Raw genomic sequence first — 26,359 nt, forward strand, 5'->3', positions numbered from 1 at the left:
CGCGTTCCGCGAGGTGCGCGATCCGTCACAGAATGCGGCTCGCTCCGCCCGAAGGCCGCAGTTTCTGACGGGTCGTGCGCGTTCTGACGGGTCGTGCGGGGCGGGGTGGGGGCGGTGGCGGAGGCGGGCTGTCAGCCGAGCGCGCGCAGGACTCCGACGATGCCGTTCAGGTGAGCCCGGGTGGCGGCCTCGGCCGCGTCGGGGTCGCGGGCGAGCACGGCGTCGATGATCGCGATGTGCTCCGGGGCCGACTGCGAAGCCCGCCCGGGGTGGAAGGCCAGGCGGAACTGGTGCCTGGCCGACTGGGCACGCAGGCGCTCGAGCAGCTGCGTCGCCGTCACGTGGCCGCTCTCCTCGCGGAGGCACCGGTCCATCTCCTGGTTCAGTCGCGCGTACTCCATGAGGTTGCCGGTGGCGATGGCCTCCTCGATGCCGTCGCGGATGGCGCGGAGGTCGGCCTCGCCCTGGGCGGTGAGGTTCTCGGCGGCCTTCCGGGCGCAGAGGGATTCCAGGCCCACCCGCACCTCGACGATCTCGACGGCTTCGTCGACACTGATGGCGCGCACACGGGCGCCCCGGTTGGGCAGCCGCTCCACAAGCCCCTCGCCGGCGAGGTTCAGCAGCGCGTTGCGCACCGACGCCCGCGACGCCTCGAAGCGTTCGCTGAGGTCGGCCTCGATGAGCCGCTGGTGCGGTGCGAACTCGGCGTTGAGGATCGCGTCGCGGATGCGCTGGGTGAGGTCCGGACGCGCGGGCGCGTCATTCAGAACGTCCGTGTCGGTCATCCGCTCCACCTCTCCATCGACGTCGACCGGGCGTGCGGCCATCGCCGAGGACGAGGATCGCCGAGCACGCTCCGAGCGTACTCCGAATCGGTGATTGACGACGAGATCGCCGCGGATTCTGTCGCCAATCGACGGCGGGGAGGAGAAGAGTGCGACGTCAGCCCACCCGGTCGACGAGGTCGAGCCCGCGACGGGCCCACTCGATCTCGCCGCGAGCCCGCTCCACGAGACCCTCGTAGGCGAAGCGCTTGTACGCGATCGTACGCTCGCGGTCCTCCTCGGCGGTGACGGCGAGGCGCCGGACGAGCATCGGGTTGCTCAGGGCGTCGATGCGCGCCAGCTCCCCCTCCCACTGCGCCAGTTCGGCCGACCAGGCCGTGATGTGACGCTCGAGGAAGTGCCGCGCGGCGTCGGGGGTCGTGGTCTCGAGGTAGGCGGCCCGCAGATGCGCGGGGTCGCGCACGCGCTGGTAGTCCAGCGGTGAGGTCATCCAGTCCAGGAACGCCCGATCACCGGCATCCGTCACGTGATAGAGCCGCCGGCGGCCGCGCTCGCCGCGCGTCTGCTCCTCCGCCTCGACGAGTCCCTCCTGTTCCATCTTGCGCAGCTCGGGATAGATCTGCGAGTCGGGCGCGTGCCAGACATGGCCGACCGAGAGGGAGAACTGCTTCTGCAGGTCGTAGCCCGACAGTGCGCCGACGCGGAGGATCGCCAGCAGGGCGTATCGCAGACTCATGGGCCTCCTTGCCGAAGCATCGGGGTGAGATTAGCAAAGGGGCCCGGGCGAGAAGTGCCCGAGCCCCTTCGCCTTCGCGTTCAGTCGTTCTTGTAGCCGGTGCGCCATCCGCCCTGGTAGGTCTGGCGGGCGACCGTGGAGTACGGCACCGGAGAGACCACGACGCGCACCTCGGTCTGCTCGTGCGGCTCGACCGACGCCTTAGACGAGCCGCCGTTCGGCTCGCCCCAGACGACCTTGAGCTCGGTGCCCTCGGGAACGTCGGGGTCGACGGTTCCGAGCGACAGACCGCGCTTCTCGTTGGCGCTGTAGCCGGTGAACATCGAGAACCCGACGACCGTGCCGTCGGCGTCGACGACGGAGTCGTAATTCGCCGAGCCGTAGTTGGCCAGGGGCAGGTCGAAGAACTTGTAGCTCGGGCCGTCGACATCCAGGAGCGACGACCACACCCGGCCGAGGTCCTCGGCGTTCCAGGCGAGCGTGACCTTCTTGCGCTGGGTGGCGGGGTCGATCTTCTCGAGGGCGTCGCGGCCGATGAAGTCGTGGTCGAACTTCACGAACGAGCCGTAGCCGAGCTCCCACGGGGTGAGGTAGTAGTCCTCGATGTTGTCGGACACGAACGATCCGGCGAGCGTTCCGGTCGCCTCGTAGCTGTCGACGCCGAGCCACTCGCGGTACGCGCGCTCTTCTTCGCCGGTGTAGATGGCGGGGAGGGGCGAGGGGATCCAGCCCGACTCCAGCGTGTTCGACGGGTAGGCCCGCGAGCCCACCGGCACGAGGCCGAACTCGGCGCCGGCCTCGACGATGATGTCGCGGACGCGGTGGTGGTCGGCGTAGGGGCCCCAGATCTCCAGGCCCGGAGCGCCGGCCATGCCGTGACGGAGGGTGCGGACGTTCATGCCCTCGATGTTCATCGTCGACATGGCGAAGAATCGCAGCTGCTCGAGCGGTCCGCCGTTGAGCTTCTCGATGACCTTCCAGGCGGCGGGGCCCTGGATCTGGAAGCGGTAGTAGCGCCGCGAGACCGCGTCGCCGTAGGGACGCGAGGGGGAGCGGCGGTCGACCTCGATCTCGAGGTTCTTATAGCCGCCGGTCTCACCGTGGAACATCAGCCAGTTCGATGCGGGCGCGCGCCCGACGTAGACGTACTGGTCCTCCTCCTCGTGGAAGAGGATGCCGTCGCCGATGACGTGACCAGACGCGGTGGTCGGCACGTACTGCTTCGCGCGGTTGACGGGGAAGACCTCCACCGAGTTGATCGCGGTGTCGCGGATCAGGTTGATCGCGTCGGAGCCGCGGAGGAACACATTGTCCATGTGGTGCGACTGGTCGTACAGGACGGCGGTGTCGCGCCAGGCCTTCTGCTCCTTGATCCAGTTCTGGAAGTCGGCGGGGACGACGGGGTAGATGTAGGACCCGATCTGGGAGTTGCGGAGCAACTCGACCGGGCTTCCCTTCTCGTCGAGCAGGGCTTGCAGATTGTCTGCCATGGGTGGAACCTCTCTGTTCGGTGGTTATGGTCGGTCGCTGAAGACGATCGTGTGATTGCCGTGACGGATGACGCGGTCTTCGGCATGCCACTGCACGGCACGAGACAGCACGGCCCGCTCGACGTAGGCGCCACGGGCCTGGAGGTCGGCCGCCGTCATCCGGTGGTCGACGCGCGCGACGTCCTGCTCGATGATCGGCCCCTCGTCGAGGTCGGCGGTGACGTAGTGGCTCGTCGCCCCGATGAGCTTCACGCCCCGCTCCTTGGCCTTCTTGTACGGCGCCGCGCCGATGAAGGCGGGGAGGAAGGAGTGGTGGATGTTGATGACCGGCACGCCGATCTTCGCGAGGAACTCCTCGGAGAGGATCTGCATGTACCGCGCCAGCACGACGAAGTCGACGTTGCCGTCCAGGAGCTTGAGGATCTCCGCCTCGGCGGCGGACTTGTCGGGCCCCTGCGAGTGCACGTGCACGAACGGGATGCCGAACGAGCGGACGTCCTCAGCGGTGTTGGTGTGGTTGGAGATGACCATCGGGATGGTCACGGGAAGCTCGCCGCGGCGGTGGCGCCACAGCAGCTCGAGCAGGCAGTGGTCGCTCGTCGAGGCGAGGATCGCCATGCGCTTGGGCACCGACTGATCGGTGAGCACCCAGGTCATGCCGAGCGGTGCGAGCGTCTTCTCGAGGTCGGCCTCGATGGCGGGCATGGTCGCGGTGAGGTCGGGGCGGTGGAAGACCACGCGCTGGAAGAACTCCCCGCCCTCAGGGTTGTCGGAGTACTGGTCGAGCGTGACGATGTTCCCGTGATTGCGGGCGATCAGCGACGACACGGCCGCGACGATCCCGGGCTGGTCGGGGCCGTGGACGATCAGGCAGGCGTGGTCGCGCCGGGAATCGGTGTGCAGCGTCATGCGGAACTCCTCAGGATTGCGGGGCGCGGAAATCGCGCACCCACTCCGAGGTCGCGCGCAGGCCGCCGAATGTGTAGAAGTGCAGTCTGACACTCCCGAGGGTGCCGTCCTGGGCGAGCAGGTCGGCGAGGTCGGTGACGAAGCGGTCGGGGCCCGCGGTGCCCATCAGGTTGGTCAACGAGAACCCGTACTTCTTGACGATCATCGCGTTCGCGCCGATCCCGAAGCGGCGGGCGAAGCCCAGCAGGCGCTTAATGCCCGCGGGACCGGGCGTGCCGATCCGGATCTCGGCGGTGATGCCGCGTCGGCGGACCTCCTGGATCCATGCCATGACGGGGTCGGTGTCGAAGGCGAACTGCGTGAGGATGACCGCGTCGAGGCCCTGCTTGGTGAGAGCGGCGATCTTGTCTTCGAGGTGGCGCCACAGGATGTCGTCGGCGATGTCGGGGTGACCCTCGGGGTACCCCGCGATGCTGACCTCCTTGACGCCGTACTGCTGCAGGATGCCGGAGCGGATCACCGAGAGCGAGTCCTCATAGGGGCCCTCGGGCTCGGCCGGGTCACCGCCGACGGAGAAGACGTGCTCGCTGGCGCCGACCTCCTGGAGGCGGGCGAGGAACTCCTGGAGCTGCTCTGCGGACGTCAGGCGCCGCGCGGAGATGTGCGGGACGGGGATGAATCCGGCCTCCTTCACCGCCTTCGACGCGGCCACCCGCATCTCGAGGTCTTCGTTGCCGAGGAACGTCACGTTCACCTTTGTGCCGGCGGGGATCGAGTCCTGCGCCTCCTGCAGACCCGGGATGTCCTTCCCGGTCATCTCCAGCGAGTAATCCTGAACGAGCGCGCGAGCGGCGGCGGAATGTTCGGAGGTGGTGCGTGCCACGTCGAGGTCCTTTCCTCTGCGATGAGCATCGGTGCTCTGGAGGCCACAATAACTATCAGCATAGGTAATGGCAAGAGGCATCCGGTGGGGGCAGATTCAACAATTCAGTGACGCTCGTCACAAAAGTCTTGACAAGCGGATGCCACCTGCCGGACCATGAAGGCGTCAGGCCACGAGGATGTGACGACCCGACGCCGCACCGACGTCACGCCTCGAGGACCGGCTCCACTCCGACACCAACGAGAGGCCCGTCAATGAAGAAGAGGCTCGCCGCGCTCGGCCTGATGGCCGCAGCCGCACTCGCCCTCGCCGGTTGCACCGACTCCGCAGCCGGCCCCACCGCCGACCCCAGTGACAGCGCCGATGCCGGCGGCGGGACGACCGAAGAGGTTCGCGACGTCCGCGTGGCTGCGCTCCCGATCGCGGAGTCCGGGGCCCTGTGGGCCGCGATCGACGAGGGGATCTTCGAGGAGTACGGGCTGAACGTCGAAGTCGTGCCCGCGCAGGGCGGCGCCCAGGCGATCCCCGCCCTGCTGAGCGGCGACATCGACTTCGCGATCGGTCAGCCCTTCGGCCCCATCCGCGCCGATCTCCAGGACCTCGGCGTCGTCGTCTTCAGCAACTACGCCTCGTCCCTCGCCGACGGCGAGGATGTCAACTCCGTCGTCGCCCTGGGCGACTCCGGCATCGCCGGCCCCGCCGACCTCGCCGGCAAGCGCGTCTCGGTCAACAGCCTCGGCGCCGCGGGCGACCTCACGATCCGCAAGGCGGTCGACGACGCCGGCGGCGACTCCTCGACGATCGAATTCGTCGAGGTCGCCTTCCCCGATGCACAGGCCCAGCTCGAGGCCGGCAACATCGACGCCGCGTGGGTTCCCGACCCGTTCCGGGGCATCATCGTCGGTGCCGGCGGCGTCGACGTCGTCTCGCCCTACCAGGCGACGATCCCGGGCCTGACGGTGCTGACGAACTTCACCACCCAGGCGAAGATCGACGAAGACCCCGAGCTCGTGGCCGACTACGCAGCGGCGATGTCTGACGCGCTGGAATTCGCCTCGCAGAACGAGGACGCCGTCCGAGCCGCCATCGCCTCGAACCTCGAGATCCCCGAAGAAGCCGCCGCCGCGATCGTGCTGCCCGACTTCACCCCCGACCTCGGCAGCGCCGGGATCGAGGACCTCGCCGCCCTCGCGCTCGAGTACGACTACATCGACGCCGAGCCGGACTTCTCGCGGCTCATCCAGCAGCAGTAGTCCCGCGCGGAGCGGGCGGCCGCGTTCGCCGCGCGCCGCCCGCTTCCGCCGCCGAGAGGATTCCCCCGTGTCTGATTCCGTGGTGATGTCATCACCGAAGTCCACCGAGGCGCCGCGCCCGTCCCGTGAGGGGCCATCGAACCGCCTGCGATCGGCGCGCCGCGCCCGCGCGTTCCGCAAGGTCGCGCTCGGGGCGCTCGGCATCGCCGGGTTCCTCATCACGTGGCAGCTGATCCCGACGCTGGGGATCCTCGACGCGCGGTTCTTCCCGCCGCCCACCGAGGTGCTCGCCCGCCTGGCCACCGATGTCCGCGACCTCGAGTTCTGGCGGAACGTCGGGCGCACCATGACGGCGTGGGGCATCGGTCTCGCGATCGCGACGGTGCTCGCGGTCATCCTCGGCACCGTCATCGGGCTCGTGCCGTTCCTTCGGAAGGCGACCCACACGACGGTGGAGTTCCTCCGCCCGATCCCGTCGGTGGCGCTCATCCCCCTGGCGATCCTGATGTTCGGCATCCAGCTGCAGGCGGCGCTCGTCATCATCGTCTTCGCCAGCTTCTGGCAGATCTTCGTCCAGGTGCTCTACGGCGTCGCCGACGTCGACGCCGTCGCCCGCGACACCGCCAAGAGCTTCGGACTGCCGCGCGCGCAGCGCATCCGCTACCTCGTCCTGCCCACCGCGCTGCCGTACCTCATGACCGGGCTCCGCCTCGGCGCGACGGTGGCGCTGATCCTCGCCGTCACCGCCGAGATGACGATCGGCAACCCGGGCCTCGGCAGCGCCATCGTGCTGGCCCAGTCGGCCGGCGACTACGTCCGCGTCTACGCCCTGGTCATCGTCACCGGGCTCCTCGGCCTCGTGGTCAACCTCGTCTTCCGCCTCATCGAGCGGCGGTCGCTCGCGTGGCATCAGTCGGTGCGGGGGGAGGAAGTGCTGTGACCCTCTACACCAGCACCGTGGTCACGCCGCGGCCCCGCTCGCGGCGGTGGGCGAGCGTCGGCTCGGGCATCGGGTACGCCCTCGGTTTCCCCCTCCTTCTCCTCATCCTGTGGGGGATCTGGTCGTCCTTCTCGACGACCCCGTTCTTCCCGAGCCCCCTCGTCATCGCCGAGGCGTTCGTGGAGACCTGGGTGGGTCCGGCGTTCTTCACCGATGTGCTCCCGAGCCTCGGACGCCTGGTCGTCGGAGCGGCGCTGTCGATCCTCATCGGCGTCGTCGCCGGACTGGTCATCGGGCTCACCCGGTGGCTCAGCGAGCTGCTCGAGCCGATCCTGGAGTTCTTCCGTGCCATCCCGCCGCCCGTGCTCATCCCGATCATCGCGGTGCTCCTCGGCCCCACCGACTCGATGAAGATCGTCGTCATCGTCGCCGGGTCGCTCTGGCCGGTGCTGCTGAACACCATCGACGGCGTGCGGGCGACAGACAGCGTGATGACCGAGACCGCCCGTTCGTTCGCACTGACGCCGGGCGAACGCATCCGCTATCTCGTCCTGCCCGCTGCGAGCCCGCGCATCATGACCGGGGTGCGGCAGGCGCTGTCGATCGCCCTGATCCTCATGGTCATCTCCGAGATGTTCTACTCGTCGTCGGGGCTCGGCTATCGGATCGTCTTCTTCCAGCGCAATTACCTCATCGCCGAGATGTGGAGCGGCATCGTGCTGCTCGGACTCATCGGGGTGCTGCTCGCCACGGTCTTCGGTTTCGTCGAGCGGCGGGTGCTGCGCTGGTACCACGGAATCAAGGAGGTGGAGCGTGCCTGAGACGCTCGCGAACACGGACGCGCTGCTCGAGGTCCAGAACCTCAAGAAGGTCTACGAGTCGGCGACCGGCAACGTCGAGGCGATCGGCGACATCAGTTTCCGGATGAAGGCCGGAGAGCTGGTCTGCATCGTCGGCCCGTCGGGCTGCGGCAAGACGACCCTGCTGAAGTGCATCGCAGGGCTCCTGCGCCCCACGGCCGGCTCGGTCGAGCTGGACGGTCAGGCGGTGACCGCCCCGCCGGAGCGCATGGCGCTGGTCTTCCAGGAGTACGGCCGGTCGCTGTACCCGTGGTTGACAGTGCGCGGGAACGTCGAGCTGCCGTTGAAGCACAAGCGGATGTCGCGGGCCGATCGCGATCGCCTCGTCGACGACGCTCTGAAGGCCGTCGGCCTCGATCACGCCGACAAGAGCTACCCCTGGCAGCTGTCGGGCGGGATGCAGCAGCGCGTCGCCATCGCCCGAGCCGTCGCCTATCAGCCCGAGGTGCTGATCATGGACGAGCCCTTCGCCGCCGTCGACGCTCAGACCCGTGCCGACCTCGAGGATCTCGTGCGCACGCTCCACCGCGAGCGCGGGATGTCGATCCTCTTCGTCACGCACGACATCGACGAGTCGGTGTACCTCGGCGAGCGCGTCGTGGTGCTTTCGAAGTCGCCCACCTGGGTGCAGGAGGATCTGGCGATCGACCTGCCGCCGGCGCGCGACCAGATCACGACGCGGGCGATGCCCCGGTTCACCGAGCTCCGGACGCACGTGTACGAGCAGATCCAGCGCGCCAAGCGCGGCGAGGCCGTGAGGCCGGGCGCGGTGGCGTGACCTCCCTCGTCCTCCGGTCGGCGTCGCCCGACCGCACCCTCCTCACGCGCAAGCCGCGCCAGCTGCTGCTGGCGTTCTTCGGTGAGTACGTCTGCGACCGTTATTTCGAGCCGCTGCGGGCGAGCGTGCTGCTGAGCGTGCTGGAGGGGGCGGGGGTCGCGGGCCCCGCGGTGCGGACGAACCTCGACCGGATGGTCTACAGCGGCCTCGTCGAGCGCCGGCGGCTCGGCCGCGAGATCGGCTTCGTCCTCACCGCGCACGGCAGCGACGTGCTGCGCGAGGCCTCGCACCGCGTGCACAGCCCCAGCCCGTTCGCGCGGGAGGGGGAGGGGTGGACGCTGGTGACCTTCAGCGTCCCCGAGCATCAGCGCACGCTCCGCCATCGCCTACGCGCGGCCCTCACCTGGTCGGGATTCGCACCGCTGCGCGACGGCCTGTGGATCGCCCCGGGGGAGGTCGACCTCGCTGCGGCGCTCGCCGCCATCATCCCGGATCTGAAGCCCGGCTCGGTGACGGCGTTCGCCGCGAGCCAGCTCGAGGGCTTCCCGATGGGGGAGGCGGTGCGCACCGCGTGGGACATCGCATCGATCCGGCGCGCGCACCACGAGTTCCTGTCGCAGTGGGACGACGACGTCGACCCGGATGCTCCCGGAGCACTCGCCACCCGCATCCTGCTCGTGGCCGACTGGCTCGCTCTCCTGCGCGCCGACCCGGCGCTGCCGGCGCAGTACATGGACGACGACTGGCCGGCGGAGCGCTCGCTGGAGCTGTTCACGCGCCGCCACCGCGAGCTGGCCTTCCCCGCGGTGCGGGAGTTCGCAGCGCTCGTCGGGTGATCGTCGAGGCGGGGGTCAGGTCTCGCTGGTGCGCGTGAACGTGACGTGGACGACACCGCTCGCGGACACCTCCGACGCCACCTCGTAGTCGCGGTCGAGGCCCCGCAGCTCGTCCCAGAGGCGGATGCCCTTGTCGAGGATGATCGGGGCGATACCGACGTGGAGCACATCGACGAGTCCCGCGCGGAGGTACTCGCGGGCCATCGTCGGTCCGCCGCCGATACGGACGTCCCTGTCGCCCGCCGCCTCGCGGGCCAGGGCCAGAGCCTCGGTCGGCGAAGCCTCGATGAAGGTGAACGTGGTGCCGCCCTGCATCTGCAGGGGTGGGCGAGGAGTGTGGGTGAGGACGAACACGGGGGTGTGGAAGGGCGGGTCCTCGCCCCACCAGCCGCGCCAGTCCGGGTCATCCGGGTGGGCGTGCAGGCCGAACTTGCCGGCGCCCATGATCTCGGCGCCGATGCCGTCGAAGTAGCCTCGGGCGTAGGCGTCATCGAGCCCGGTCGTCCCCGCGCCGCTGGTGTCGTGGAGCACCTGCTCGCGGAAGGTGCGGGTCTGGGTGTAGGCCTCGACGAGCCGGCCCCAGTCTTCGCCGAACGGGTTGTCGGGGGTCTGGTCGGCCGTCGCGGCGATGCCGTCGAGGGAGATGTTGAGGTCCATGCGAACGCGACTCATGCGCCGACCCTGCCACGGCGGCGGAGGCGGGTTCAAGAGGAGCGTGACGGCGCGGGCGGCGGCGACGTCGTCCGCGACGTGGATTCAGCGTGCGGGCGTCCCCTCCCCGCCGAACCGCGCACGAAGCTCGGCCTTGCGCACTTTCCCCGACGCGGTGCGGGGGAGCTCGTCGACCATCACGACGTTCTTCGGGATCTTGTACCGCGCGATCCGCCCCTCGAGGTGGGCGCGGACGTCGTCGAGCGACACCTCTGTTCCCGGTGCCACGGTGACGATCGCCCACGGCACCTCGCCCCAGCGCTCGTCGGGCACGCCGATCACGGCGACTCCCGTCACGCCGGCGACGTCGCTGATGAGGTTCTCGACCTCGGCGGGGTAGATGTTCTCACCCCCCGAGATGATCATGTCCTTCAGCCGATCGGCGATGAAGAGGTATCCGTCGGCGTCGAGGTAGCCGAGGTCGCCGGAGCGGAACCAGCCGTCGGCGGTGAACGCTGCGGCGGTGGCATCCGGCAGGTTCAGGTAGCCCGCGAAGACGTTCGGTCCTGAGATCTCGATCTCACCCACGGTGCCGCGCGGCACCATCGCCCCCGACTCGTCGGCGATCCGCACCTCGGTGAAGAAGTGCGGCAGCCCCACGCTCCCCTGCTTCTCGCGTGTCTTCTCGGGCGAGAGCGAGGTCGCCCCCGGCGAGGTCTCGGTCATGCCGTACCCCTGCGAGAACGACATCCCGCGCTCTTCGTAAGCATTGAGGATGCGGGTGGGAACGGCCGAGCCGCCACAGGTGAGCTTTCGCAGGCTCGACAGATCGGTGCCGGCCCAATCGCGATGATCGGCCATCAGCTGATAGGTGGTGGGGACACCGCTCAGCATCGTCACCCGGTGCTGCGCGATGAGGGCGAGCGCCCGGCCCGGATCGAAGCCCTTCTCGAGCACCAGCGTGCCGCCCTTGAGGAACACCGGCAACGCACCCATCCCGAGCGACGCGACGTGGAAGAGCGGCGAGATCATCAGCGCGATGTCGGTCGAGACCACGTCGTAGTCGATGATGCAGTTCAGCGCCACCCACGTGAGGTTGCCGTGGGTGAGCACCGCGCCCTTGGCCTTCCCCGTCGTGCCGGAGGTGTAGATGATCGCCACCGGGTGATCGGGCGCCACGTCGTCGGGGCCCACCTTCTCGTCGGCGTGGCCGCCGGATGCGCCCCGGATGAGCAGATCCAAGCCCGGATGCTGCGCGTCACCCTCGCCGGTCGGGATGACGTCTGAGATGCGGGCCTGCTCGATCCCCGGCTGCGCGCGCTCGCGGAGCGCCGGGTCGACGATCACCACACGCGCTCCCGAATCGGCCAGCACATGGGCGACCTCGGGCGGGGCGAGCCGGGTGTTCACCGGCACGAACACGGCACCCAGCTGCGCCGCGGCGAACATCACCTCGAGGAACTCGGGGCAGTTCTCACCGATGTAGGCCACCGCGTCGCCGCGACCGAGCCCGCGATGACGGAGCACCGACGAGATGCGGTCGACCTGATCGGCGAACTGCCGGTAGGTCACCTGCACATCTCCGGCGACGATCGCCACCTTGTCGGGGCTCTTGCGGCGACGCGTCGCCGCCCACGCCCCGATGCCGTGGTTGTGCATGCACTTCTCCTTCGAAGTCGGATGCCGGGACTCGCCGCCGGACGGCGCTCAGGCGTAGAAGCGGTACAGGCCCCGCGCGACGACGGCGGGCTTCTCGGCGCCGTCGATCTCGATCGTCTGGTCGACGGCGAACTGGTAGCCGCCCCGCACCTCGGTGACCTCGGCGATGACGGCGGTCATGCGCACGCGCGCGCCGACCTTCACCGGCGAGACGAAGCGCACCTTGTCGAGGCCGTAGTTGACGCGGGTGCTGACGCCGGTCACGTCGAACAGCTCCGACCAGAACTTCACCGTCAGCGACAGCGAGAGGAAGCCGTGCGCGATCGGCGCGCCGAACGGGCCCTCCGCGGCGCGGGCGGGGTCGACGTGGATCCACTGGTGGTCGTCGGTGGCGTCGGCGAAGAGATTCACCCGGTCCTGGGTGACCTCGAGCCAGTCGGTGTAGCCGAGGTCGGTGCCGGCCAGGCCCGCGACGTCGTCGTAGCTGACGGTGGTGGTCATGGGATGTCTCCTTCGGTGGATGGATCAGGTGAAGGCCGAGGTGCCGGTAAGTGCGCGCCCGACGATGAGGGCGTTGATCTCGTGCGTGCCCTCGTAGGAGTACACGGCCTCGGCATCGGTGAAGAACCGCGCGACGTCGTGTGCGAGCAGGATGCCGTTGCCGCCGAGCACCTCGCGGCCGAGGGCGGCGGTCTCGCGTGCCAGGCGCGCGGTCTGCATCTTCGCCAGCGCCGAGTTCTCGTCGGCGAAGACGCCCGAGGCGTCCTGGTGGAGCGACAGCTCCACGACGAGGGAGAGGGAGGCGACGGCGTTGCCGAGCATGCGGGCGAGCTTGTCCTGCACGAGCTGGAATCCGCCGAGCGGCCGATCGAACTGGCGCCGCTCCCGCGTGTAGCGGACGGCGGCGTCGAGCGCGCCGGCCTGGAGGCCGGCGGCGATCCAGGCGACATCCGATCTCATGGCCCGAAGGATCCGGGCGACGTCGCGCCAGCCGTCGACGCGGTGGAGTCGATCGGTCTCTCCCACGCGCACGCCGTCGAGCGTGATGAGGGCGTTCTGCATCGGCCGGAGCGAGACCTTGCCGGTGATCGGGGCCATGCTGACCCCGGGCGCATCGGTCGGCACGAGGAAGGCTTTGACGGCGGCGTCGGCGACGTCGCGGGCGAAGACCACCAGGAGGTCGGATGCCGCGGCCCCGCCGATCCAGGTCTTCGCACCGTCGATCACCCAGGCGTCGCCGTCCCGGCGCGCGGTGGTCGACAGGCCCCCGGCGATGTCGGAGCCGTGGTCGGGCTCGGTGAGGGCGAACACGCCGGTGACGTCGAAGCTCCGCACGCGCGGATCGAGCTCCGCCGCCTGCTCGGGGGAGCCCCCGAGCGCCACGGCCGAGCGGAAGAGCCCCGACTGGGCGTTGTACAGGGTCGCGACCGACACGTCGGTGCGGGCGAGGACGTAGTTGCGGAAGCCGGAGAACATCGTCGAGCGCGCCTCGGCGGCATCCATCCCCGGCGGCTGCATGAGATCGAGCGGGATCAGCGCCTGCAGGATCGCCGCGGGCATCACCGCCCGCTCCCACGCGTCGGCGAGGAGCGGACGCACCTCGCGCTCGAGCGTCGACTGGAGGCGCGTGAGCGCTTCTCGCGCGGCCGGGCTCAGGTGCCGCGCGGCGATCGCGTACGGATCGAACCCGAACACCTCGTCCGCTTCGAGCGCGGGCATGTCAGCGTCCGAGGCCGAGCAGCCGCACGGCGTTGTCCTTCAGGATGCCGGGCATCACCTCGGGCTTGAGCGCCGTCTCGGCCACGTCGCGCTGCCAGCGATCGGGGGTGAGCAGGGGGAAGTCCGACCCGAACAGCACGCGCTTCTTCAGGTAGGAGTTCGCCGCGCGCACCAGCGAGTCGGGGAAGTACTTCGGGCTCCACCCCGACAGGTCGATCCAGGTGTTGTGCTTGTGGGTCGCCACCGACAGCGCCTCGTCCTGCCAGGGCACGGAGGGGTGGGCCATGATGATCTGCAGGTCGGGGAAGTCGGCGGCGACGGGGTCGAGGAGCATCGGGTTGGACAGGCCGAGGCGCATGCCGCGACCGCCCGGAAGACCCGCACCGATGCCGGTCTGGCCGGTGTGGAAGAGGGCGACGACACCGGCATCCTGCAGGATCGCGTAGAGCGGATAACAGCGCTCATCCGAGGGGTCGAACCCCTGCACCGTCGGGTGGAACTTGAACCCGCGCACCCCGGAGTCGTCGATGAGGGCGCGCATGCGGTCGGCGGCGTCGGAGCGGTGCGGATCGACCGAGCCGAACGGGATGAGGACGTCGTTGTGGCGGGCGGCGCCCGCGGCGACCTCGGCGCTGGAGATCGGCGGATGCCCGAGCGTGTGCTCGGCGTCGACGGTGAACACCACGGCGGCCGTCCTCCGTTCGCGGTAGTAGTCCGCGACGGAGTCGAGGTCGGGGCGGGGGCCGTCGGCCGAGAAGTACCGGGATGCGGCGGCGACGAGGTCGTCGGGCAGGGAGTGGTGTCCGTGCCCGTCGACCTCGATGTGCACGTGGACGTCGACGGCGGTGATCGCATCGACGTCGATCGCGGGCTCGTACCGGGTCATGGCTGCGTCGGAGTCATCGTGTCGCGCGGGTCAGCGCTGCAGATCCTCGGGAAGCGGCGGGAACGTCTCGCCGACCGTCTGCAGGTCGCCGACGGCGTCGCCGAAGCCCTCGATCAGCGCGTCATAGGTCCAGCCCCCCTCGCGGTAGGCGGTCGCGACAGCCTCGGGGTGCGACCACAGCTGCAGGCGGTCGCCGCCGATGCCGATCGCCTGGCCCGAGATGCCGGCTGCGGCGTCGGAGGCGAGGAAGGCGATGAGCCCCGCGACGTCGTCGGAGGTGCCGAATCCGAGGTCGTGGCGGAAGAACGCCGGCATCGACTCGCCCTTCTCCTCGGCCTCGACGGCGGCGGCGAAGTAGGGCACGGTCGCCGTCATTGCGGTCGCCGCGACCGGGATCACCGCGTTCGTGGTGATGCCGGCCTTCTTCAGCTCCAGCGCCCAGGTGCGCACCATCCCGACGATGCCGGCCTTGGCGGCGGCGTAGTTGGTCTGGCCGAAGTTGCCGCGCTGACCGGTGGGGGAGCCGATGCAGACGATCCGCCCCGCGATCTCGTTCGCACGCATGTAGGTCGCCGCGGCGCGGACGCAGGTGAAGGTGCCGCGGAGGTGCACATCGATGACGGTGTCGAAGTCGTCGTCGCTCATCTTCCACAGCACGGTGTCGCGAAGCACACCGGCGTTGGTGACGAGGATGTCGAGGCGCCCGAAGGTGTCGACGGCCGTCTGGACGAGCTGCTCAGCGGTCTCGGTCGGGCCGACCGGGGCGACCACGGCGACGGCGGATCCCCCGGCGTCGGTGATGGTCTTCACGGCCGCATCGGCGGTTGCGACGTCGACGTCGTTGATGACGACCGAGGCGCCCTGCCGCGCGAGTTCCTGGGCGTAGGCCAGGCCCAGGCCGCGGCCCGAACCGGTGACGACGGCGACTTTGCCTTCGAGTGACATGACAGCTCCTTCGGTCATCGCCCATTGAATCGGACGATGATTGAAGTTGTCAACTATTCAGGCGCGGGGCTGCCTCAGGAGTCGAACCCCATCCCGACCGCGTCGAGCGTACGCAGCAGGACGTTCCGCCGACCCTGGTTGTGGTCGGCGCGATCGAGTGACCACTTGGTGAGGGTGACCCCGAGGGCAGCCACCGGCTCGGGCAGGAAGGGGATGGGCTTGTCCTTGACCATCTTCAGCTCGGTGCGCTCGGTGGGCGTCCCGGCCAGCAGGTCGAGCATGACGTCGGCGGCGAACCGCGTGGCGCCGACCCCGAGTCCTGTGAAGCCGGCCGCATAGGCGACGGTGCCGCCACGAGCGACGCCGTAGAAGGCGCAGAACCGGGAACACGTGTCGATGGGGCCCGACCAGCGGTGGGAGAAGCGGAGCCCCTCGAGCTGCGGGAAGGTGGTGAAGAAGTGCGACGCCAGGGTGCGGTAGCTCGAGGCGCGCTCCTCGTAGGCGGGACGCACCTTGCGGCCGTAGTGGTAGATCGCGTCGTATCCGCCGAAGAGGATGCGGTCATCGCGCGTGAGCCGGTAGTAGTGGAACTGGTTGGCGAGGTCGGCGATGCCCTGGCGCCCCTCCCACCCGATGGCGGCCTTCTGCTGCGCGGTGAGCGGCTCGGTCATGAGGACGTAGTCGTAGACCGGCACCGTGTAGAGCCGCGTGCGGGTCAGCAGTGACGGGAAGACGTTCGTCGCGAGCGCCACCTTGGCGGCCCGGACGGCGCCGTCGGAGGTGCGGACGATCGGCCGGCTTCCGGCCTCGGAATCGATGTCGACCACCCGGGAGTGCTCGAAGATCTCCACCCCCGCCTCCACGGCCACCCGCGCGAGCTCGGCGGCGAGCTTGCCGGGGTGGACGAGCGCGGTCTCCTCGCGCTCCCAGGCGCCGGCGAGATAGGTGGGGGAGTCGACGAGGGCGCGGGTGGCCGCGGCATCCAGGAACCCCTCCTCCTCGGCCAGCCATTCGATCTGGTGGGGTTCGACGGCGACCGAGAGGGTGCCCGTGCGCTCGAACTCGGCATCCATGCCGTAGCGGGTGACGGTCTCGCCGATGGCATCGAGGTTCTCGCGCCCCAGTTCGTCGAGGCGGTCGATCTCGTCGGGCCAGCGGGTGGCGCCGTTGTCGTGGCCGTGGGTGAGGCTCGCCTCGCAGAAGCCGCCGTTGCGGCCGGAGGCCGCCCAGCCGACGGTACGGGCCTCGACGACGATCACCCGCCGTGCCGGATCGCGTTCCTTGGCGCGCAGCGCCGTCCACAGCCCCGCGTAGCCGGCGCCGACCACGACGAGGTCGGCGAGGTGCGTGCCGACCAGTCGCGGGTACGAGGGCGGGGTGATGTCGTCGAGCCAGAACACGCTGTGGCGGGTCGCGCTCAGCGCATGATCGATCACCGAGGCCGCGGGTGGGCGGCGTTCGAAGACGGTGGTGTGCATCGGGTCCTCCTCGAGCGTGGCGAAGGCCGCTCAGCACCACTGTGCACATCGGCGGCGCGATTCGCCAGTGCCGCGGGTCGAGTCGGGGGAACGTGTCCGGTCAGGAGGCGAACGCGAGACGGCGGAGGAGGGCCATGAGGATGCGGCGCTCGTCGGCGTCGAGGTCGCCGTGCACCGCTTCCTCCGCTCGGCGGGCGGTCTGCTGCGCGTCGCGGGCGAGCTCCTGACCGGCGACGGTGGCGACCACGGCGTTCGCGCGCCGGTCGTTGGGGTCGGCGCGGCGCTCGACGAGGCCCCGCTGCTCCAGCTGGTCGATGAGGGCCACTACCTGGCTGGGATCCAGGCGCAGGAAGTCGGCCAGCTCACGCTGCGACGGCGGCGGGGTGGCGCAGGCCGCCACGAGCACGGCGTACGAGCGGGCCTTCAGATCGTGGGCGGCGAGGGCGGCGTTACCGGCGCTCAACGATAGGGCGTTGGCCCGGGCGAGGAGGAAGCTGAGGTCGTCGCCGAGGACGGATGCCGCAAGCCCGGCGGTCGCGGTGGCATCGTCCGTTGTCGGCATGCCGCCGATCGTAGCGCCGAATCGTTGAGTTTCCCAACGATTCGTGCCGGGTTCACCCCCGCACGAATCGCGGGCGTCCCGCGAAGACGCCCACCACGCTCTGACCGACGAGGACGAGCAGCAGCAGAGCGAGCGGCCACAGCCACGACCCCGTCGCGGAGTACAGCGCGCCGAACACGATCGGTCCGGCTGCGGCGACGAGGTATCCGACCGACTGCGCCATCCCCGACAGCGCAGACGAGGCGACGTGGTCGCGGGCGCGCACCGCCATGAGCGTCAGCGACATGCCGAGCGACGCCCCCGACGACAGTCCGATGAGCACCACCCAGCCGGTGATGAGGTCGGGCGCGGCCATGAGCCCGACGGTGCCGACCACGGCGAGCACCGGCACGGCCGCCGGGGCCCAGCGCTCGAATCGGCCGCGCAGCAGCAGCGGGAGCACCAGGGCCCCGGCGGTGGAGAAGAGCTGGTAGAGCATCACGTCGACGCCCGCGGCGACTTCGCTCCGCCCCGTTGAGACCGAGATCGCGGCGAACCAGGTGACACTCATGTAGAACATCGCCGACTGCAGTCCCATGTAGGCCGCGACGAGCCAGGCGACCCGGTCGCGCCAGATCCCGGTGCTCCGCCGGGGCGGCCGCGCCGTGGCATCCGCGCCCTTCCGCCGCGATGCCGCGGCCCAGCCTGCGATCGCCGGGGGGATGAGCACGCCGCCGACGAGCACCAGTGCCCACCGCCAGCCGAGCTCGCCGCCGGCGGTCGACAGGTGTGACAGCGGCACGACGACACCCGACGCGAGGGCGCCGAAGCCGCCGAGGAGCGCGGTGTAGACCGCCATCATCAGCGGAACGCGGGCGGGGAAGTCGCGCTTGACCACCGCAGGCATGAGGACGTTCACGACGGCGAGCGCCATGCCGATGAGGGCCGTGCCGATCCACAGCAGAGCGACGGGACCCGGAAGCGATCGGACGACGGCGCCGGCGAGCAGCAGCCCGAGTGCCCCGAGGATCGCGCCGCCGAGGCCGAAGCGCCGCGCGACCTCGTGCGCGAGGGGCGAGAACAGCGCCCAGGCGGCGAGGGGCACCGCGGCGAGCACGCCCAGCGCGGCGATCGAGAGGCCGGTGTCGGCGCCGATCTGGTCGATCACCGGGCCGAGCGCGGTGATCGTCGGGCGCATGTTGGCCGCCACCAGGCACACCGCGACGACCAGGATGACGGTGAGCCGCGTCGTGCGCGATGTGCTGCCCGCCGTGGCCCGCGCCGGTGAGGTCATGAGCACCGAACCTAGCCCAGCCCCGCGCCCGGTCGGCCCCGCCGCTCACTCACCGGGACCGCGAGGGTGCACTCCCTCCCCGCGAAGGTGCACCGGCTCCCCGCGAGGGTGCACTCCCTCCCCGCGAGGGTGCACTCCCTCCCGCGCGAGCCTGGGCGGGATGCGGCCATCACCGCCGGATGCCGCGCGGCCCGGCGACGGCTCAGCCCGCCTGCGGCAGCGGCCAGCCGGTGTAGGCCTCCGCCAGGTAGGTCTTGCCCGCCTCGGACTCGACGACGGAGCGCAGTTCGCCGATCTGCCGCCGCCGGTCGAAGTCGCTGGCGTCGGGGGCGACGTGGAGCATGCTCGTCATCCACCACGAGAAGTGCTGAGCCTTCCAGATGCGGGCGAGCGCCGTCTCGGGGAAGGCCTCGAGGAGTCGCACGTCGTTCTCGAGCAGCAGCGCGCGCAGCGCCCGCTCGAGAACGATCACATCGGCGACGGCGAGGTTCATCCCCTTCGCCCCCGTCGGCGGCACGGTGTGGGCGGCGTCGCCGATGAGGGCGACCCGGCCTCGCAGCAGCTCGTGGGCGACGAAACTGCGGAACCGCAACACGTCGCGCTGAAAGATCGGACCCTGGTTCAGGGTCGTCCCGGGCACCCGCACCTGGAGCTCGTGCCAGAGCTGCTCCTCGCTGTAGGAGGCGGGGTCGACCTCGGGGTCGCACTGGAAGTACATCCGCTGCACGGTGGCGTTCCGCTGGCTGATCAGGGCGAAGCCGTCGGGGGAGTTGGAGTAGATCAGCTCCTCCGAGCTCGGCGATGCCTCGCAGAGGATTCCGAACCACGCGAACGGGTACTCGCGGAAGTAGCCGCCGGTCGCCGATCCGGTGACAGCGGGGCGCACCACGCTGCGGGAGCCGTCGGAGCCCACGACGAAGTCGGCTTCGATCTCGAGCCGCTGACCGTCGGCATCGACGGCGATGACGCGGGGATGATCCGTCTCGGCGTCTTCGACCCGCTCGGCGGTGACCCCGAGGCGCAGGTCCTGTCCTTCGGCGAGGCGCACCGCCACCAGGTCCTTCAGTACCTCGTGCTGCGGGTACAGCCACACCGCGCGGCCCGTGACCGACGGGAAGTCGATGCGGTGCCCATCGCCCTCGAAGCGCAGCTCGATTCCGTCGTGGCGGTTGCCGACGGTGCGCACCCGCGAGGACGCGCCGCTGGATTCGAGGATGTCGACGGTCCCCTGTTCGAGGATGCCCGCGCGGATGGTCGTCTCGATCTCCTCGCGCGTGCGCTGGTCGATGACCACCGACTCGATACCGGCCTTGGCGAGCAGGTGCGACAGCAGCAGGCCGGCGGGCCCGGCGCCCACGATCGCGACGCGGGTGCGGATGCGGGTCATGACGTCTCCTTCGACGGATGTCGGTGCACGGCGACGGATGTCGGTGCGCGGCGTTTTGGCGCCCGTGCGACCAGTGTGCCGGGCGCCGCTCGCGCAGCATCCGGCATCTCCCGTTCAATGAGAACTGGATCGCAACGCGCGCTCGACTCCCGCCGCCGCCGACCGCAGCTCGTCGAGCGCCCCGGCGGTGGGCGCGTCGCGGGGGAGGACGACCGAGAGCGCCGCGACGACCGGTCCCGTCCGGCCCTCGCGGATCGGCACGGCCACGCCCGTCGACACCGCCTCGACCGTGCCGGCGGCGACGACGAAGCGCTCGCGGCGGATCCGGGCGAGGAGGCGCCGGAGCTCCGCGGCATCCGTCACCGTCTCCGGAGCGAGGGCGGTCAGCGGGCTCGACAGCACGCGCTCCTGCACCGCCTGATCGGCGAAGGCGAGGAGCACGAGACCCGATGAGGAGGCGTGCAGCGGGAGCCGCCCCGCGACGCGGGTGATGTTTGCTCCCGCCTGCGGGTGGCTGAGGCGTTCGAGGAACAGCGCCTCGCCCTGCTCCAGCACGGCGAGCTGGGTGTGCTCGCGCACCCGCGCCTGCACCCTCTCCATGTGCGGGAGGGCGGCTTGGCGCAGGCGCAGAGCGAGCGACCCGCGTTCGGCGAGCTCCCACAGCCGCAGGCCCAGGCGCACCCGATGATCCTCGTCGCGCTCGAGCAGCCCCGCGGCGACGAGGTCGCCGACGAGACGGTGCGCGGTCGAGGGCGGAAGGCCCGCGCGGCGCCCGATCTCCGACGCCGTCTGCAGCGTGCGGTCGGCGTCGAAGGTCTCGAGCACCCGCACCAGGCGGTCCAGACCCGAGTCGCCGGAGGGCGAGTTGGCCATGGTGACACCATCTCACGGGCGCCCCCCTTCACGGCGTTCGCCCTCACTCGAGGTGGTCGTCGGCGGTCAGCTGCCGAAGGCCCCCGTCGTGAAGCACGAATTGGGCGCGGAGGTCGACGCCCTCCGCCCCGCACTCGGCGGCCATCGCCCCGGCCCACGCGCGCTCGTCGGTGGTGAATTCCCGTGAGCCCGGGCGCTCCCAGACGATCACCACCTGGGCGGCGTCGATCGCCGAGAGCATCCCTCGCATCCGTACCGCCAGCACCTCGGCGAAGGGGGCGACTCCGAGGTCGGTGGTCTCGAACTCTCCGTACGGATCGAGCGGGTAGTCGTCGCAGGGCATGATCGGACCGGTCAGACGCAGGTCGGCATCCAGGAACAGCAACCACATCTGCCGGGGGTTCAGTGCCCGGTCCAGGAGCAGTTCGAGCACCTCCTCCAGGTCGCTGTCGTGGCGGAGCACGCGGTCGTGGTCGAGGCGGGGATCCATCGTCGTCATGCCCCCACGCTGGCCGATCGGGTGATGCGCTCGAGGCCCGCCGCTGCATCTGGGGACAGCCCGCCTCGCCGGGGCGCCTGTGCAGGAGTGGTTGCGGGGACCGTAATGTCGGATGGGTGCGCGAAGATGCCGAACAGCGGGACGACCGAGCCCCCTCGGGGGAGGGCCTGCTCGATCGCGCGCTGCGCGTCTTCGGCGCCTTCACGGAGGATCAGCCGGCGCTCACGGCCGCCGAGCTCGGCTCCCGCGCGACCCTGTCGTCCTCCACCCTGCACCGGCTGCTCGCCCGCCTCGTCGATCAGGGTCTCCTCGTGCGGCTTCCCGACCGTCGCTACGCGATCGGGCCGCGGCTGTGGGAGCTCGGCGAACTCTCGCCCCTCGCCCTGAGGCTGCGCGAGACGGCCCTTCCGCACATGCTGCGCCTCTACGAGGCCACCGGCGAGAACGTGCATCTCGCCGTGCTCGACGGCCCGAACCCGGAAGGCTCGGCGGCGCTCTACGTCGGCCGGGTCACCGGGCGCCATTCGATCCCGACCCTCAGCCGTATGGGCGGCCGCGGGCCGCTGCACACCACCGGTGTCGGCAAGGCGCTGCTGATGACGAGGGATGACGCGTGGCTGGCGCGCTACTTCACCGCTCCGCTCGAGCGCGAGACCGTCCACTCGCTCACCGACGAGAACGCCCTGCGGGCCGACCTCTCCCGCGCTCGCGCGCGGGGCTTCGCCACGACGCGGGAGGAGATGACGCTCGGAAACGTGTCGGTCGCGGCGCCCCTCCCACGCCTCGACGGTCTGCCGCCCGCGGCGATCGGACTCGTCGTGCACCTCGAGCGCGCCGACGAGCGGCGCCTCGGTCCGCTGGTGATCCAGACCGCCCGCGAACTGGCCGACGACCTCCGCTGACTCCTCCCACTCACCGGGAGCCTCGACCGCTCCCGTGGCCGCGCGGTGTCACCCTGGACGCACCCGGACCCGTCGAAGGAGACCGCCGATGACACTCGCGGACCAGGCGCCCACGCCACCCGCCGCCCCCGAATCGCTGCTTGCGACCCCGGTGCAGGTGAGCCAAGCCGAGATCACCCAGGAGATCCGCGATCTCCACGCCGAGTACGACCGGCGCGAGGCCGCAGGCGAGGTGCTTCCCGCCACGATGTGGGATTTTCCGCCCTACCGTTCGAGCATCCTGCGTCATCCGACGAAGAACCCCAAGCTCGTCGACCCCGAGACGATCGAGCTGCTCTCCCCGGCGTTCGGCCAGCGTGACGTGGCCGCGATCGAGTCCGACCTCACGCTGCAGCACTCGGGCGAGCCGATGGGGGAGCGCATCACCGTCCGCGGTCGCCTGCTGGACTCGTGGGGTCGCCCGATCGCGAATCAGCTGATCGAGATCTGGCAGGCCAATGCCGCCGGGCGATACATCCACCAGCGCGACCAGCACCCGGCCCCGCTCGACCCGAACTTCACCGGTGCCGGACGCACGGTGACGAACGATGAGGGCGAGTACCTCTTCACCACGATCAAGCCCGGGCCCTACCCCTGGAAGAACCACACCAACGCCTGGCGCCCGGCGCACATCCACTTCTCGGTGTTCGGCAGCGCGTTCACGCAGCGCATCGTCACCCAGATGTACTTCCCGGGCGACCCCCTGTTCGCCCTCGATCCGATCTACAACACCATCCGCCGCCAGCGCGACCGCGATGCCCTGATCAGCATCTACGACCACGACCTCACCGTGCCGGAGTTCTCGATGGGCTACCGATTCGACATCGTCGTGGACGGCCCCGACGCCACCTGGTTCGAGCACGAGGAAGAGCACTGATGCCCCGCCCCACCGGTCCGAAGACCCTCACCCCGTCCGCCGGCCAGACGGTCGGTCCGTTCTTCCACTACGGCGTGACCTACGACGCCATGCATCAGGTGGTCTTCCCGCACTCGCCGGGGGCGATCGTGCTGTCGGGCACCGTCACCGACGGCGCGGGCGCGCCGATCCCCGACGCGCTCGTCGAGGTCTGGTCGGCCGACAGCGACGGCACCGTCTCGCGCGCCCGCGGCGCGCTCCGCCGCGACGGCCACACCTTCACCGGGTACGGCCGTTCGGCGACGACCGACGACGGCCACTACGAGTTCTGGACGCGCAATCCGGGGGCCGAGGCAGGCAAGGCACCGTTGTTCGCGGTGATCGTCTACGCCCGGGGCCTGCCGAACAAACTGCACACCCGCATCTACCTGCCCGATGACGAAGCGCTCCTCGCCGCCGACCCGCTGCTGTCGTCACTCGACGCCGACGAGCGCGCTACGCTCATCGCGACGCGCACCCCCGACGGCCATCTGCGTCACGACATCCGGCTGCAGGGAGAGAAGGAGACCGTGTTCCTTGCCTTCCCCGACGCCCCCGCCTGACACGTCTGACGACTCCGGAGTGATCGACGTCGGCCTGCTGAGCCCCGTGTCCGTCGGTCACGACGCCGGGGTCTCGGATGCCGCCGTGCTCGACGCCCTCGTGACGGCCGAGGTCGCCCTCACCCGCGCCTATGCCCGGGTGGGCGCGGCGCCCAAAAGCGCCGTCGCCGAGGTGGCGTCGATCTTCGGCTGGCAGGACGAGCAGAGCGGATGCCGCGGCCACGGCGTCGCGCTCGGTGAGCTCGTCGCGGCATCGGTCGCCGGCGGGAACCCCGTCATCCCGCTCGTCGGCGCGCTGAGATCGCGGGTCTCGGCCGGGGCGGCGGTGTGGATCCACCGCGGGGCGACGAGCCAGGACATCCTCGATACCGCACTCGTCCTCGTCGCGCGAGACGCCGCCGCCGAGGTCGCCCGCTCCCTCGCGGCGACCTCGCGGTCCCTCGCGCATCTGGCACGTGCGCACCGTGATGAGGTCGCCGCCGCCCGCACGCTCACCCAGCACGCCGTTCCGACGACGGTCGGCGCCCGCGTCGCGGGCTGGCTGCGTGGGGTCGACCGCGCCCGGGCGCGGCTCGACGACGCGCGCGCCGCGCTTCCGGTCCAGCTCGGCGGCGCAGCAGGCACCGCCGCCGCGTTCGCGGAGCACCTCGGTTCACCCGAGGCCGCCACCGAGCTCATCGACGCCTACGCCGCCGAGCTCGGCCTCGCGGCCCCCGACGCGCCGTGGCACACCGAGCGCTGGCCGATCACCGAGCTCGGCGACGCGCTCGTGCAGGCGATCGATGCGGTCGGAAAGCTCGCCACCGACGTCGCCACCCTCAGCCGCACCGAGATCGGCGAGGTCGCCGAGGGTGCAGCCGGCGGATCGTCGGCGATGCCGCAGAAGCAGAACCCGGCAGCATCCGTCCTCATCCGGTCCGCGGCGCTTCGCGCTCCGCAGCTGGGGGCGACGCTGCACCTGGCCGCTGCGCTCGCCGCCGACGAGCGCCCCGACGGCGCGTGGCACGCCGAGTGGCCGACGCTGCGCGACCTCCTCCGCCTCGCCCTCGGGGCGGCTGCCAACGCCGCACGTCTGGCGGGCGGCCTGAGGGTCGATGCCGCCGCCGTCGCCGGCAACCTCGCGACGACCGGCGGCCTCCTCGTCTCGGAGCGCCTCTCGATCGCCCTCACCCCCCTCATCGGCGCGGCACGCGTGCGCGACCTCGTCGCCGCCGCGGCACGGGGCGATGACCTCGGCTCTCTGCTGCGCTCCCTGCCCGAGCTCGAGGGGACGGATGTCGCGACCCTCCTCGATCCCGCCGCCTACACCGGCCTCGCCGGCACCTTCGTCGACCGCTCCGTCGCCGCGTCGCCGTCCGCTCCCGATCTCGCGGAGGATTCCCCGTGAACCGTCCTGTGCTGACCCTGTCCGACGCCGGTGGCCCCCCGGGCGCCCCGCTCGTCGTCCTCGGCAACTCCCTCGGCACCTCGACGATCCTGTGGGAGCAGGTCGTTCCGGCCCTTCGGGCCCGGTTCCGGGTGCGCGCCTTCGACCTCCCCGGCCACGGCGCCTCTCCTGCGGCGACCGACCCGTTCACCGTCGCCGACCTCGCCGACGCCCTCGTCGCCGAAATCGACGAGCCCTTCCACTACGCCGGGGTGTCGCTCGGGGGCGCCATCGGGTTGGAGCTGGACCTGCGGCATCCCTCCCTCGTCCGCTCCGCGACGATCATCGCCTCCGGTGCGAAGATCGGCACCGCCGAGGGATGGCACGAGCGCGCCGCGCAGGTGCGGCACCAGTCGACGTCGTCGCTCATCATCGCCTCGGCCGGGCGGTGGTTCGCCCCCGACACGATCGCCGAGAACCCCGACCTCACCGGGCGGCTCCTGCACTCCCTGCGCGATGCCGACGCCGAGAGCTACGCCCGCTGCTGCGAGGCGCTCGCCGCGCACGACGTGCGCGACCGGCTGGGCGAGATCACCGTGCCCGTGCTGGCGGTCTGGGGCGTTTACGACGAGGTCACCCCCGAGAGCCTCGCCCGCGAGATCGCCGACGGCGTCGCCCACGGTCGCGCCACCGGCATCCCGCGGGCCGCGCACCTGCCGCCCGTCGACGATCCGTTCGCCACCGCGGCCGTGATCGCCGACTTCGTCGACGAGATCGAGAGGACACCGGATGACCCGGCCTGACGGCGAAGGACTGACCGACCAGGAGCGCTACGACCAAGGGATGGCGGTGCGCCGCGAGGTGCTCTCGGACGCCCACGTCGACCGCGCGATCGCGGGAACGTCTCCGCTGACGGCGGACTTCCAGGACTTCATCACCCGGGTCGCCTGGGGCGACGTGTGGTCGCGCCCGGGCCTTGATCGTCGCGCCCGCTCGGTGGCGGTGCTGACCGCCCTCATCGCGCTCGGCCACCACGAGGAGCTGGCGATGCACCTGCGGGCGGCCCTTCGTAACGGGCTCACCGTCGACGAGGTGCGCGAGGTCATCCTGCAGTCGGCGGTGTACTGCGGGGTGCCCGCGGCCAACACCGCGTTCCGCATCGCTGCAGAGGTCTACGTCGACGCACCATGAT

General features: G+C 70.7%; 28 protein-coding genes. 11 read left to right on the plus strand and 17 right to left on the minus strand.

The features are described from left to right. Positions 1-131: 131 nt before the first annotated feature. The 5 genes from V6S02_RS16340 to V6S02_RS16360 all read right to left on the minus strand — a co-directional run bounded on the left by V6S02_RS16340 (position 132) and on the right by V6S02_RS16360 (position 4,737). A complete protein-coding gene (locus V6S02_RS16340) occupies positions 132-785 on the minus strand; it encodes a GntR family transcriptional regulator (protein WP_336401700.1) in 654 nt (217 codons plus the stop codon). A gap of 157 nt (positions 786-942) precedes the next feature. Then, on the minus strand, positions 943-1,521 hold the full coding sequence (locus V6S02_RS16345; RefSeq protein WP_336401701.1) for a PadR family transcriptional regulator: 579 nt from the start codon (positions 1,519-1,521) through the stop codon (positions 943-945). A gap of 80 nt (positions 1,522-1,601) precedes the next feature. Continuing rightward, a complete protein-coding gene (gene ligM, locus V6S02_RS16350; RefSeq protein ID WP_336401702.1) occupies positions 1,602-3,011 on the minus strand; it encodes a vanillate/3-O-methylgallate O-demethylase in 1,410 nt (469 codons plus the stop codon). Positions 3,012-3,035: 24 nt separating this feature from the next. Beyond that, entirely contained in the window at positions 3,036-3,920 is an 885-nt protein-coding gene (purU, locus tag V6S02_RS16355; protein ID WP_336401703.1) for a formyltetrahydrofolate deformylase, read from the minus strand. Between the two features lie 10 nt (positions 3,921-3,930). After that, positions 3,931-4,737: a methylenetetrahydrofolate reductase gene (locus tag V6S02_RS16360; RefSeq protein WP_336401800.1), complete on the minus strand. Its 807-nt coding sequence runs from the start codon at positions 4,735-4,737 to the stop codon at positions 3,931-3,933. A 320-nt stretch (positions 4,738-5,057) separates the two neighbouring features. On the opposite strand from V6S02_RS16360, the gene V6S02_RS16365 reads away from it, so the two are divergent. From V6S02_RS16365 to V6S02_RS16385, 5 genes are all read left to right on the plus strand, one after another. Then, on the plus strand, positions 5,058-6,056 hold the full coding sequence (locus V6S02_RS16365; RefSeq protein WP_336401704.1) for an ABC transporter substrate-binding protein: 999 nt from the start codon (positions 5,058-5,060) through the stop codon (positions 6,054-6,056). A 67-nt stretch (positions 6,057-6,123) separates the two neighbouring features. After that, on the plus strand, positions 6,124-6,996 hold the full coding sequence (locus V6S02_RS16370; protein WP_336401705.1) for an ABC transporter permease: 873 nt from the start codon (positions 6,124-6,126) through the stop codon (positions 6,994-6,996). After that, positions 6,993-7,817: an ABC transporter permease gene (locus V6S02_RS16375; RefSeq protein WP_336401706.1), complete on the plus strand. Its 825-nt coding sequence runs from the start codon at positions 6,993-6,995 to the stop codon at positions 7,815-7,817. Before V6S02_RS16370 ends, V6S02_RS16375 begins: the two co-directional genes overlap by 4 nt. Continuing rightward, complete coding sequence (locus V6S02_RS16380) at positions 7,810-8,634, plus strand: ABC transporter ATP-binding protein (RefSeq protein WP_336401707.1); 825 nt, start codon at positions 7,810-7,812, stop codon at positions 8,632-8,634. The genes V6S02_RS16375 and V6S02_RS16380 overlap by 8 nt, the downstream gene beginning before the upstream one ends. After that, positions 8,631-9,470, plus strand: coding sequence for a PaaX family transcriptional regulator (locus V6S02_RS16385; protein WP_336401708.1), 840 nt, complete (start codon positions 8,631-8,633; stop codon positions 9,468-9,470). Before V6S02_RS16380 ends, V6S02_RS16385 begins: the two co-directional genes overlap by 4 nt. Positions 9,471-9,485: 15 nt before the next feature. Here the strand turns inward: V6S02_RS16385 and V6S02_RS16390 are convergent, their stop codons facing one another. From V6S02_RS16390 to V6S02_RS16445, 12 genes are all read right to left on the minus strand, one after another. After that, positions 9,486-10,142 carry a dihydrofolate reductase family protein gene (locus V6S02_RS16390; RefSeq protein ID WP_336401709.1) on the minus strand — a complete coding sequence of 219 codons (657 nt, stop codon included), beginning with the start codon at positions 10,140-10,142 and terminating at the stop codon, positions 9,486-9,488. An 84-nt stretch (positions 10,143-10,226) separates the two neighbouring features. Continuing rightward, a complete protein-coding gene (locus tag V6S02_RS16395) occupies positions 10,227-11,780 on the minus strand; it encodes an acyl-CoA synthetase (RefSeq protein ID WP_336401710.1) in 1,554 nt (517 codons plus the stop codon). 48 nt (positions 11,781-11,828) lie between these two features. Continuing rightward, entirely contained in the window at positions 11,829-12,281 is a 453-nt protein-coding gene (locus tag V6S02_RS16400) for a MaoC family dehydratase (RefSeq protein WP_141936525.1), read from the minus strand. A gap of 24 nt (positions 12,282-12,305) precedes the next feature. After that, positions 12,306-13,499, minus strand: a complete 1,194-nt coding sequence (locus V6S02_RS16405) for an acyl-CoA dehydrogenase family protein (protein WP_336401711.1) — start codon at positions 13,497-13,499, stop codon at positions 12,306-12,308. A 1-nt stretch (position 13,500) separates the two neighbouring features. Beyond that, on the minus strand, positions 13,501-14,385 hold the full coding sequence (locus V6S02_RS16410; protein ID WP_336401712.1) for an amidohydrolase family protein: 885 nt from the start codon (positions 14,383-14,385) through the stop codon (positions 13,501-13,503). A 30-nt stretch (positions 14,386-14,415) separates the two neighbouring features. Then, on the minus strand, positions 14,416-15,330 hold the full coding sequence (locus V6S02_RS16415; protein WP_336401713.1) for an SDR family oxidoreductase: 915 nt from the start codon (positions 15,328-15,330) through the stop codon (positions 14,416-14,418). Positions 15,331-15,404: 74 nt separating this feature from the next. Beyond that, positions 15,405-16,808: an NAD(P)/FAD-dependent oxidoreductase gene (locus V6S02_RS16420; RefSeq protein ID WP_336401714.1), complete on the minus strand. Its 1,404-nt coding sequence runs from the start codon at positions 16,806-16,808 to the stop codon at positions 15,405-15,407. Positions 16,809-16,908: 100 nt separating this feature from the next. Further along, positions 16,909-17,370, minus strand: coding sequence for a MarR family winged helix-turn-helix transcriptional regulator (locus V6S02_RS16425; protein WP_336401715.1), 462 nt, complete (start codon positions 17,368-17,370; stop codon positions 16,909-16,911). Between the two features lie 52 nt (positions 17,371-17,422). Further along, the gene (locus tag V6S02_RS16430) at positions 17,423-18,643 is read right to left on the minus strand and encodes an MFS transporter (protein ID WP_336401716.1); all 1,221 of its coding nucleotides are present in this window, start codon (positions 18,641-18,643) and stop codon (positions 17,423-17,425) included. A 202-nt stretch (positions 18,644-18,845) separates the two neighbouring features. Beyond that, entirely contained in the window at positions 18,846-20,030 is a 1,185-nt protein-coding gene (locus V6S02_RS16435) for a 4-hydroxybenzoate 3-monooxygenase (protein WP_336401717.1), read from the minus strand. 114 nt (positions 20,031-20,144) lie between these two features. Further along, positions 20,145-20,903 carry an IclR family transcriptional regulator gene (locus V6S02_RS16440; protein WP_336401718.1) on the minus strand — a complete coding sequence of 253 codons (759 nt, stop codon included), beginning with the start codon at positions 20,901-20,903 and terminating at the stop codon, positions 20,145-20,147. A 43-nt stretch (positions 20,904-20,946) separates the two neighbouring features. Further along, a complete protein-coding gene (locus V6S02_RS16445; protein ID WP_336401719.1) occupies positions 20,947-21,402 on the minus strand; it encodes a hypothetical protein in 456 nt (151 codons plus the stop codon). Between the two features lie 116 nt (positions 21,403-21,518). Here V6S02_RS16445 and V6S02_RS16450 point away from each other — a divergent pair, with 116 nt between their 5' ends. From V6S02_RS16450 to pcaC, 6 genes are all read left to right on the plus strand, one after another. Beyond that, positions 21,519-22,304 (plus strand): IclR family transcriptional regulator, encoded by a 786-nt coding sequence (locus tag V6S02_RS16450; RefSeq protein WP_336401720.1) that lies wholly within the window; start codon positions 21,519-21,521, stop codon positions 22,302-22,304. Between the two features lie 88 nt (positions 22,305-22,392). Beyond that, the gene (gene pcaH, locus V6S02_RS16455) at positions 22,393-23,220 is read left to right on the plus strand and encodes a protocatechuate 3,4-dioxygenase subunit beta (RefSeq protein ID WP_336401721.1); all 828 of its coding nucleotides are present in this window, start codon (positions 22,393-22,395) and stop codon (positions 23,218-23,220) included. After that, positions 23,220-23,801, plus strand: a complete 582-nt coding sequence (gene pcaG / locus V6S02_RS16460; protein ID WP_336401722.1) for a protocatechuate 3,4-dioxygenase subunit alpha — start codon at positions 23,220-23,222, stop codon at positions 23,799-23,801. The genes pcaH and pcaG overlap by 1 nt, the downstream gene beginning before the upstream one ends. A 19-nt stretch (positions 23,802-23,820) precedes the next feature. Next, positions 23,821-25,188, plus strand: a complete 1,368-nt coding sequence (locus V6S02_RS16465) for a lyase family protein (RefSeq protein WP_336401723.1) — start codon at positions 23,821-23,823, stop codon at positions 25,186-25,188. Beyond that, positions 25,185-25,970, plus strand: coding sequence for an alpha/beta fold hydrolase (locus V6S02_RS16470; protein ID WP_336401724.1), 786 nt, complete (start codon positions 25,185-25,187; stop codon positions 25,968-25,970). The genes V6S02_RS16465 and V6S02_RS16470 overlap by 4 nt, the downstream gene beginning before the upstream one ends. Next, positions 25,957-26,358, plus strand: a complete 402-nt coding sequence (pcaC, locus tag V6S02_RS16475) for a 4-carboxymuconolactone decarboxylase (protein ID WP_336401726.1) — start codon at positions 25,957-25,959, stop codon at positions 26,356-26,358. The genes V6S02_RS16470 and pcaC overlap by 14 nt, the downstream gene beginning before the upstream one ends. Position 26,359: the final 1 nt, after the last annotated feature.

Source organism: Microbacterium sp. CCNWLW134 (assembly GCF_037083565.1).
GTDB lineage: Bacteria > Actinomycetota > Actinomycetes > Actinomycetales > Microbacteriaceae > Microbacterium.